This window comes from Enterobacter cloacae complex sp. IR5384, from assembly GCF_049237265.1.
In the GTDB taxonomy this organism is placed as follows: Bacteria; Pseudomonadota; Gammaproteobacteria; order Enterobacterales; family Enterobacteriaceae; genus Enterobacter; species Enterobacter cloacae.
This window is the reverse complement of record NZ_JBMKHJ010000067.1, coordinates 1-8,551: the sequence shown is the minus strand read 5'-3', so window position 1 is coordinate 8,551 and position 8,551 is coordinate 1. Positions and strand designations below refer to the sequence as shown.

Genomic DNA, 8,551 nt, shown 5'->3' with positions numbered 1-8,551 from the left:
GAAGAAAAAGTCGATCACCATGGGTAAAGGATGTTAAAAAGTGTTCACCATGTCCCCGAACACCTGTCAACCATGTCCCCGGACTGTACACCCACAGGGAGAGGGAGCAAACCCTAAAAATGGCAACTTCGGTTGCCATTTTGCTTTTACCCCCGGGCTTTTTTACGCAAAAAAAAGCGGACCACGGGGTCCGCAAAAGTTCACGTTGGCTTTAGTTGTTCGAGTTTTGAGAGAAACTCGCTGACGGTGCGGGGACGTCAAGGGTCAAACACGTGCCGCCTCGTCTATGTGGTGTATTATTCAACAGAATGCTTGATAGGGATAATCGTTCGTTGCTATGCTATCTATCGCCATGAACTATCGTGGCGACGGAGGATGAATAATGAATATTCGTGATCTTGAATACCTGGTAGCGTTAGCCGAGCATCGCCACTTTCGCCGTGCGGCAGATTCCTGCCACGTCAGCCAGCCTACGCTGAGCGGTCAGATCCGCAAGCTGGAAGATGAGCTGGGCGTGATGCTGCTGGAGCGCACCAGTCGTAAAGTGCTGTTCACTCAGGCGGGTTTGCTGCTGGTGGATCAGGCGCGCACCGTGCTGCGCGAGGTCAAAGTGCTCAAGGAAATGGCAAGTCAGCAAGGGGAGACCATGTCCGGCCCGCTGCATATTGGCCTGATCCCAACCGTTGGTCCGTACCTTCTGCCGCACATCATTCCGATGCTGCACCAGACGTTCCCGAAACTCGAAATGTATCTGCATGAAGCGCAAACCCATCAGCTGCTGGCACAGTTAGATAGCGGCAAGCTCGACTGCGCCATTCTGGCGCTGGTAAAAGAGAGCGAAGCCTTTATCGAAGTGCCGCTGTTTGACGAGCCGATGATGCTGGCGATCTACGAAGATCACCCGTGGGCGAACCGCGATCGCGTGCCGATGGCCGATCTGGCCGGTGAAAAGCTGCTGATGCTGGAAGATGGCCACTGCCTGCGCGATCAGGCGATGGGCTTCTGTTTTGAAGCGGGAGCGGATGAAGATACCCATTTCCGCGCAACCAGCCTGGAAACGCTGCGTAATATGGTGGCGGCGGGAAGTGGTATTACGTTGCTGCCTGCGCTGGCCGTGCCGCGCGAGCGTAAACGTGACGGTGTGGTTTACCTGCCGTGCATTAAACCAGAGCCACGTCGTACTATAGGTCTGGTTTATCGTCCGGGGTCACCGCTGCGCAGCCGCTATGAGCAGCTGGCAGAGGCCATCCGTGGTGCGATGGATGGCCATTTTGACAACGCGTTAAAACAGGCGGTTTAAACCGTTCAGCGCGGCAACCCGATAGGCTTCCGCCATGGTCGGGTAGTTAAAGGTGGTGTTAACGAAGTACTCAATGGTGTTACCGCCACCTTTTTGCTCCATTATCGCCTGGCCGATATGAATGATTTCCGCCGCGCGTTCACCAAAGCAGTGAATACCGAGGATCTCTTTCGTCTCACGATGGAACAGGATCTTCAGCGTTCCCACGCTCATGCCAACAATTTGTGCCCGTGCCAGATGTTTAAACTGGGCGCGACCCACCTCGTAAGGCACCTTCATGGAGGTCAGCTGCTGCTCGGTTTTCCCCACGGAGCTGATTTCCGGAATGGTGTAAATCCCCGTTGGAATGTCTTCGATCAGATGCGCCGTCGCTTCGCCTTTTACCAGCGCCTGCGCCGCAATGCGTCCCTGGTCATAGGCCGCGGAAGCGAGGCTCGGATAACCAATCACGTCACCGACCGCGTAAACGTGCGGCAGGGCAGTCTGGTACATGCTGTTAACCTTCAACTGACCACGGCTGTCCGTCTCCAGACCGATGTTTTCCAGCGCCAGTGAATCGGTGTTACCGGTACGGCCGTTAGCATACAGCAGGCAGTCGGCTTTCAGCTTTTTGCCAGACTTCAGATGCATGATCACGCCGTCGTCGCAGCCTTCGATCTTCTCGTACTCTTCGTTGTGGCGAATCACCACACCGCTGTTCCAGAAGTGGTAGGAGAGCGAGTCTGACATCTCCTGATCCAGGAAAGCCAGCAGGCGGTCGCGGGTGTTAATCAGATCAACTTTGACATCCATTCCGCGGAAGATAGACGCATATTCACACCCGATCACCCCCGCGCCATAGATAATCACATGGCGTGGTTCATGGTGCAGGCTGAGGATGGAATCGCTGTCGTAAATGCGTGGGTGTGAGAAATCCACGTCTGCCGGATGATACGGGCGGGAACCACAGGCGATAACAAATTTTTCAGCGGTGAGGGTTTCAACCGAACCGTCGTGACACTCTAGCGCCAGCGTATGTTCATCCACAAAATGCGCGTTACCCTGAAGTATTTCGCAGTGATTACGCTCGTAAAAACCCTGACGCATGCGTGTCTGCTGGTTAATAACGGTATCTGCGTGATTCAGGATATCGGCAAAAGAGGAACGAAGAAGTCGGGAGTGGTCGCTGTAAAGAGGGTTCTGGTTAAATTCAATAATGCGGCTAACGGCGTGGCGGAGGGCTTTGGAAGGGATGGTGCCCCAGTGGGTGCAACCGCCGCCAACATTATGGTAGCGCTCAATGACCGCTACTCTGGCTCCCTGTTTTACCAGACCCATAGCAGCGCCTTCGCCGCCGGGGCCGGAACCAATAACTATTGCGTCGTAATCGTAGGAATGTGGCATGGCAAGGCTTACCTGTTCTTATACATAAAAGCAACAGAATCATAACATCATTGCCAGGGTAACCCAATTATCGTTGTGCTTTTTTCCGGCAGTGGAGCACAAAGCGCGCGTAAACAATCATTCACAAAGCCAGGTAAACAGATTAATTTTATTCTCTGGTATAGTGCCATCAGACCTTTGGAAGGATTCAACTATCGTGATGGGCGTAAGAGCACAACAAAAAGAGAAAACCCGGCGTTCGCTGGTGGAAGCTGCATTCAGTCAACTGAGTGCTGAGCGGAGTTTTGCCAGTTTGAGCCTGCGTGAAGTCGCACGCGAGGCCGGGATTGCGCCAACGTCCTTCTATCGCCATTTCCGTGATGTGGATGAACTGGGTCTGACCATGGTCGACGAGAGTGGGCTCATGCTGCGCCAGCTGATGCGCCAGGCGCGGCAGCGTATCGCGAAAGGCGGTAGCGTTATCCGTACCTCCGTGTCGACCTTTATGGAATTTATTGGCAATAACCCCAACGCGTTTCGCCTGTTGCTGCGCGAGCGTTCAGGGACGTCAGCGGCATTTCGTGCCGCTGTCGCGCGTGAAATTCAGCATTTCATTGCGGAACTTGCCGACTATCTTGAACTCGAAAACCATATGCCGCGTGCGTTCACCGAAGCACAGGCTGAAGCAATGGTGACGATTGTTTTCAGTGCAGGTGCCGAAGCGCTGGATGTCAGCATTGAACAACGTAAGCAACTCGAAGAGCGACTGGTATTGCAGCTCAGGATGATTTCCAAAGGAGCGTACTACTGGTATCGCCGTGAACAAGAGAAACTGGCACATCAAACCGAAGAGTGAAGGTGAGTAATGAAACAGTCAGGTCAGGATAAAGGGACGCTGTTGCTGGCATTGATCGCTGGCTTATCCATTAATGGTACGTTTGCCGCAATTTTTAGCTCCATCGTACCCTTCTCGATTTTCCCGCTTATCGCCCTGGTGCTGACGGTTTACTGCCTGCACCAGCGTTATCTGAACCGCACCATGCCGGTGGGGTTACCGGGTCTGGCCGCTGCCTGCTTTATTCTGGGTGTATTGCTGTACAGCACGGTGGTGCGCGCAGAGTACCCGGATATCGGCTCTAACTTCTTCCCTGCTGTTCTGTCTGTGGCGCTGGTGTTCTGGATTGGCTCTCGCATGCGCAGCCGCAAGAGCCAGTTGCCGGAGTAAGGAATTATTTGTAGGGCAGGTAAGCGAAGCGCCACCTGCCAAAAACGCCGGATGGCGCTACGCTTATCCGGCCTACAGATCACCGTGCGGTAAGTAAAACACCGCACTCCATATGGTGCGTATACGGGAACTGATCGAACAGCGCCAGACGTTCAACCTTGTGCGTCTGGCTTAATGTTTCCAGGTTTTTGCACAGCGTTTCCGGGTTACAGGAAATGTACAAAATACGCGGGTATGCCTGCACCATCTTCTCGGTTTCGCTGTCCAGGCCACTGCGCGGCGGATCGACAAAAATCGTCTCGCACTGATAGCCCTTCAGATCGATCCCCTCAAGACGGTTAAATTCGCGCACGCCGTTCATGGCCTGCGTAAATTCTTCTGCTGCCATACGAATAATCTGCACGTTGTCGATATGGTTGGCGGCAATGTTGTACTGCGCGGCCGCAACGGACGGTTTGGCAATTTCCGTTGCCAGTACGCGCTCGAAATTGCGCGCCAGTGCCAGCGAGAAGTTGCCATTCCCACAGTACAGCTCAAGCAGATCGCCCTTTGACCCTTCGGTCGCTTTCAGCGCCCACTCCAGCATTTGCACGTTCATCGCCGCGTTAGGTTGGGTGAAGCTGTTCTCTACCTGACGGTAAACCATCTCTTTTCCTGCCACCGACAGGCGCTCATCGATGTAATCCTGATCCAGCATGATTTTGGTTTTTGTCGCGCGGCCAATCAGGTGAACGTTGATGTTTTGCGCCCGTAGCGCATCGCGCAGCGCTTCTGCCTGCTCGCGCCACTCGTCGTTAAGCGCCTTGTGGTACAGCAGAGAGACAATGGCCTGATTGCTTTGGGTGGTCAGGTAGTCAATCTGGAACAGCTTATGGCGCAGCACCGGGTTGTTGCGCACACCGTCAATCATCAGAGTCATGAGCTGGTTAATCAGCTCACTCGCCGCTGGGAAGCTGTTAACCCGGATACGGGATTTAGTCTGCTGATCGAAAATGATGTGATACAGGTCGTCGCCATCGTGCCAGATGCGGAACTCGGCGCGCATACGGTAGTGGCTGACGGGGGAACGGAACACCTCAGGAACGGGCGCGTTGAAAGGCGTCATCATACTTTGCAGGCGGACAACTTTCTCTGCCAGCTGTGCGTCGTACTGTTCTGTCGGGAGGTGTTCGGGGGTCATGATGCGTCCTGAGTGATAAAGAATTACGCGGGGATTGTAGGGAATGTGCACTGGATGTCCAGATTTAATGGCTAATAGCTATCTGGACATCTATACGTGTCTAATTGTAGCATTCTGTTTCCGGTCTCCTGAGAGTGAAAAGGGAATCCAGTGTAAATCTGGAGCTGACGCGCAGCGGTAAAGACTGGCGGGATGAGAGTTGCAGACACTGTGAAAATGGGAAGTCTTCATCCACAAAACGCCACCCAGCCCGAAGACCTGCCGGGATCACGTCGCATTTGGTTTCATCATCGCGTGCTATAGATGAGGCCTGCGGCATCCTTCTTATATTGTGGATGCTTTAACAATGATTAAAAAAGTATCGCTCTTAACGGCGTTGTCCGTTACGGCATTTTCGGGCTGGGCGCAGGATAGCGCTGACTCGTTGGTGGTGACAGCAAATCGTTTTGAACAACCGGCAAAAACAGTTCTGGCACCGACGTCCGTGGTGACGCGTGAAGATATTGAGCGCTGGCAGGCAAAGAGCGTTGTGGAGATTATGTCACGTCTGCCGGGCGTAGATATCGCGCAAAGCGGTGGCCTAGGTGCCACCTCTTCTACCTTTATTCGCGGCACTGAATCCCGTCATGTTCTGGTCCTGATTGACGGTGTACCGTTGAACAGCGCCGGGATTAGCAACGTTCCCGATCTGAGCCAAATCCCAACCTCGCTGATTCAGCGAATCGAATACGTCCGTGGCCCGCGTTCTGCGCTGTATGGCTCCGACGCGATTGGCGGCGTGATTAACATCATCACCGGGCGTGATAAGCCGGGTGCGGAAATCTCAGCGGGCGTCGGCTCTAAGGGCTACCAGACCTATGATGGCGCTTTCCAGCAGGTGCTGAATAAAACCAAAATCACTATGGCGGGTAACTACACCTATACCCGCGGCTTTGATATTGCTGCCCAGGATGCGCCGCGCCAGCCTGACCGCGATGGTTTTATGAGTAAATCGTTGTACGGCTCCGTGGAACAGCAAATTACCGACAGCGTGAGCGGATTCTTCCGTGGCTTTGGTTATGACAACCGCACCGCGTATGACGGTTACGATCATTACGACGCCAATTTTATGGTGGATGGACGACCTGATACTCGTCAGCTTTACAGCCAGAACTGGGATACCGGTTTGCGTTACAGCCAGGGGATTTTCCAGTCACAGCTGGTGGTGGGTTACGGCCGCAGTAAAGATCAGAACTATGATCCGAAGAAAGGGCGCTACGCTGATTCCGCAACCATGGATGACGTGAAGCAGTACACCACCCAATGGCTCAACACTATAGAAGTCGGCCATGGCAATATCGGTGCAGGCCTGGACTGGCAAAAGCAGAAGACGCAGGCTGGGACCGGTTACCTGGAAAAAGGTTACGAGCAACGTAATACCGGCGTGTTCGCGTCTGCGATGCAGCAGTTCAACAGCGTGACGCTGGAAGCGGCGGCGCGTAATGACGACAACTCCAACTTTGGCAACCATGGCACGTGGCAAACCAGCGCAGCGTGGGAGTTTGTGGATGGCTATCGCGTGATTGCCTCCTACGGCACCGCTTTTAAAGCACCGACGATGAGCCAGATCCACAGCGCTTCTTACGGCAATCCGAACCTTAAACCGGAGGAGAGTAAACAGTGGGAAGGGGGCTTTGAAGGCCTGACGGGACCGGTCAACTGGCGTATCACCGGTTATCGTAATGATATCGATAACCTGATCAGCAGCGATCCGCATACGTATCGGTACTACAACGTTGACGAAGCGCGTATTAAAGGTGTGGAAGCGACGGCACAGTTCGAAACTGGACCGGTTGGACACCAGATCTCCTATGATTATGTTGACCCGCGTAACGCCAAAACTCATGAAGTGCTGGCCCGCCGTTCTAAGCAGCAGGTTAAGTATCAACTTGACTGGCAGGTATGGGATCTCGACTGGAACCTCGCTTACCGTTACCTCGGCACCCGCTATGATGTCGCAATCGATCCAGACACGTATGCGTCAGAACGCGTGAAAATGGGCGGGGTAAGCCTGTGGGATGTCGCAGTTTCATATCCTGTCACCTCTCACCTTACAGTTCGTGGTAAAATAGCCAACCTGTTCGATAAAGATTACGAGACAGTTTATGGCTACCAAACTGCAGGACGGGAATACACCTTGTCTGGCAGCTACACCTTCTAATCCGCGTCCCACCGTGCTGGTATTTGATTCCGGCGTTGGTGGGCTTTCGGTCTATGATGAGATTCGGCATCTCCTGCCGGATCTCCATTATATCTACGCCTTCGATAACGTCGCTTTCCCTTATGGGGAGAAGAGCGAGGACTTTATTGTTGAGCGTGTCGTTGAAATCGTCACCGCGGTACAGCAGCGTTATCCTCTGGCGCTGGCGGTCATCGCCTGTAATACGGCAAGCACGGTATCGCTGCCAGCCTTGCGCGCAAAATTTCAGTTCCCGGTTGTGGGCGTCGTTCCCGCAATAAAGCCTGCTGCGCGCCTGACTGCGAATGGTATTGTGGGTCTGCTGGCTACGCGCGGCACGGTGAAGCGTCCTTATACGCGTGAATTGATCGATCGTTTTGCCAATGAATGTCAGATCGCGATGCTCGGTTCGGCAGAGCTGGTGGAGATGGCTGAAGCGAAGCTGCATGGCAAGACGGTGCCACTTGAGGAGCTGCGTCGTATTCTTCGCCCGTGGCTGCGTATGCCGGAACCGCCGGATACCGTCGTTCTGGGCTGCACTCATTTCCCGCTCTTACAGGAAGAATTGTTAGAAGTACTGCCGGAGGGGACGCGTCTGGTGGATTCCGGTGCGGCTATTGCCCGTCGTACTGCCTGGCTGCTGGAACATGAAGCGCCGGATGCCAAATCTGCCGATGCGAATATCGCGTTTTGTATGGCACTAACAAACGAGACTGAACAACTTTTACCCGTTTTGCGCCGTTATGGGTTTGAAACGCTCGAAAAACTCGCGCTGTAGCACGGTTTTGAGCAAAAAAGAGACGGTTGAACGTTTTTTTTTAAAGAGGGGTTGTCAACGTCTGAGAACTCCCTATAATGCGCCTCCACTGACACGGAACAACGGCTTGCAAGCCGCCGGGTTAGCGGGGTTCAGAGATGAATGCCGACAGAGAAAAGTAAAAATAATCACTTGACTCTGAATGAGGAAAACGTATTATACGGGACCTCGCAACGGTGAGCGAAAGCCGCGTTGCACTGCTCTTTAACAATTTATCAGACAATCTGTGTGGGCACTCAAAGTGACATGGATTCTTAACGTCCTCGGACAATAAATGAATACCAAGTCTCAACGAGTGAACACGTAATTCATTACGAAGTTTAATTCATTGAGCATCAAACTTTTTAAATTGAAGAGTTTGATCATGGCTCAGATTGAACGCTGGCGGCAGGCCTAACACATGCAAGTCGAACGGTAGCACAGAGAGCTTGCTCTCGGGTGACGAGTGG

Annotated in this window: 7 protein-coding genes, 1 rRNA gene and 1 riboswitch; of the genes, 6 read left to right on the top strand and 2 right to left on the bottom strand. The window is 53.4% G+C overall.

What is annotated here, in order from left to right:
* Window positions 1–382: 382 nt before the first annotated feature.
* Window positions 383–1,300 carry a DNA-binding transcriptional regulator OxyR gene (gene oxyR, locus ACOTX3_RS25470; RefSeq protein WP_014833742.1) on the top strand — a complete coding sequence of 306 codons (918 nt, stop codon included), beginning with the start codon at window positions 383–385 and terminating at the stop codon, window positions 1,298–1,300.
* Here the strand turns inward: oxyR and sthA are convergent.
* On the bottom strand, window positions 1,283–2,683 hold the full coding sequence (gene sthA, locus ACOTX3_RS25465) for a Si-specific NAD(P)(+) transhydrogenase (protein WP_014833741.1): 1,401 nt from the start codon (window positions 2,681–2,683) through the stop codon (window positions 1,283–1,285). The two genes, oxyR and sthA, sit on opposite strands and share 18 nt — an antisense overlap.
* A 196-nt stretch (window positions 2,684–2,879) precedes the next feature.
* On the opposite strand from sthA, the gene fabR reads away from it, so the two are divergent.
* Together fabR and ACOTX3_RS25455 are read left to right on the top strand one after the other, a co-directional pair.
* The gene (gene fabR / locus ACOTX3_RS25460; RefSeq protein ID WP_008501784.1) at window positions 2,880–3,518 is read left to right on the top strand and encodes an HTH-type transcriptional repressor FabR; all 639 of its coding nucleotides are present in this window, start codon (window positions 2,880–2,882) and stop codon (window positions 3,516–3,518) included.
* 9 nt (window positions 3,519–3,527) lie between these two features.
* Window positions 3,528–3,887 carry a YijD family membrane protein gene (locus ACOTX3_RS25455; RefSeq protein ID WP_008501783.1) on the top strand — a complete coding sequence of 120 codons (360 nt, stop codon included), beginning with the start codon at window positions 3,528–3,530 and terminating at the stop codon, window positions 3,885–3,887.
* 79 nt (window positions 3,888–3,966) lie between these two features.
* On the opposite strand, the gene trmA is transcribed toward ACOTX3_RS25455, so the two are convergent.
* Window positions 3,967–5,067 (bottom strand): tRNA (uridine(54)-C5)-methyltransferase TrmA, encoded by a 1,101-nt coding sequence (gene trmA / locus ACOTX3_RS25450; protein ID WP_013099295.1) that lies wholly within the window; start codon window positions 5,065–5,067, stop codon window positions 3,967–3,969.
* Between the two features lie 104 nt (window positions 5,068–5,171).
* Window positions 5,172–5,347: riboswitch (cobalamin riboswitch) on the top strand.
* Between the two features lie 66 nt (window positions 5,348–5,413).
* Here trmA and btuB point away from each other — a divergent pair.
* The 3 genes from btuB to ACOTX3_RS25435 form a co-directional block, all read left to right on the top strand.
* The gene (gene btuB, locus ACOTX3_RS25445; protein WP_058679571.1) at window positions 5,414–7,267 is read left to right on the top strand and encodes a TonB-dependent vitamin B12 receptor BtuB; all 1,854 of its coding nucleotides are present in this window, start codon (window positions 5,414–5,416) and stop codon (window positions 7,265–7,267) included.
* Window positions 7,212–8,063, top strand: coding sequence for a glutamate racemase (gene murI, locus ACOTX3_RS25440; RefSeq protein WP_032618543.1), 852 nt, complete (start codon window positions 7,212–7,214; stop codon window positions 8,061–8,063). The genes btuB and murI overlap by 56 nt, the downstream gene beginning before the upstream one ends.
* 385 nt (window positions 8,064–8,448) lie before the next feature.
* A 16S ribosomal RNA gene (locus ACOTX3_RS25435) occupies window positions 8,449–8,551 on the top strand; the annotation flags it as partial.